This is a genomic window from Micrococcus sp. HMSC31B01 (assembly GCF_001816085.1).
Lineage (GTDB): Bacteria > Actinomycetota > Actinomycetes > Actinomycetales > Micrococcaceae > Micrococcus > Micrococcus luteus.
Map to the genome: position 1 here is coordinate 1 of NZ_KV825464.1, position 574 is coordinate 574.

Annotated in this window: 1 protein-coding gene; it reads left to right on the plus strand. The window is 76.7% G+C overall.

Features of this window, described 5'->3' with window-relative positions:
* Positions 1 to 532 (plus strand): histidine phosphatase family protein (locus HMPREF3105_RS12330; protein WP_070709885.1); only part of this gene is annotated, 532 nt, incomplete at its 5' end.
* Between the last annotated feature and the right edge of the window lie 42 nt (positions 533 to 574).

Genomic DNA, 574 nt, shown 5'->3' on the forward strand with positions numbered 1-574 from the left:
GGCGAGGTCGGCGAGGACGAGGGCGCCCGCCGTCGTCGCCGCCTCCCCGCTGACCCGCGCGCAGCAGACCGCCGCGCCCATCGCGGCCGCGTTCGACCTGCCGCTGGTCACCGAGCCGGACCTGATCGAGGCGGAGAACGCCTTCGAGGGCATGTCCCAGGTGGCGGCGTCGCTGAAGCGGAACCCGCGGCTGTGGCCCCGGCTGCGCAATCCCCTGCGCCCGTCCTGGGGCGAGCCGTACCGCGCGCAGGCCGCCCGGATGCTGGCCGTCGTCGACCGGCTCCGCGGCGAGGCCGTGGCCGCCGAGGGGCCCGGCGCCGAGTCCGTGCTCGTCTCGCACCAGCTGCCGATCTGGGTGACGCGCCTGGCCGTCGAGGGCCGTCCGCTGTGGCACGACCCGCGCCGGCGTGAGTGCTCGCTGACCTCCGTGACCTCGCTCGTGTACGAGGAAGGGCGCAGGGTGCCGCGCGTCGAGTACCACGAACCGAACCAGGCCCTGCTCAAGGACGCCTCCTCCCTGCCGGGCGCCTGAGGCCCCGACGGCGGCCGGCGTCGACGACGCCGGCCGCGGCCT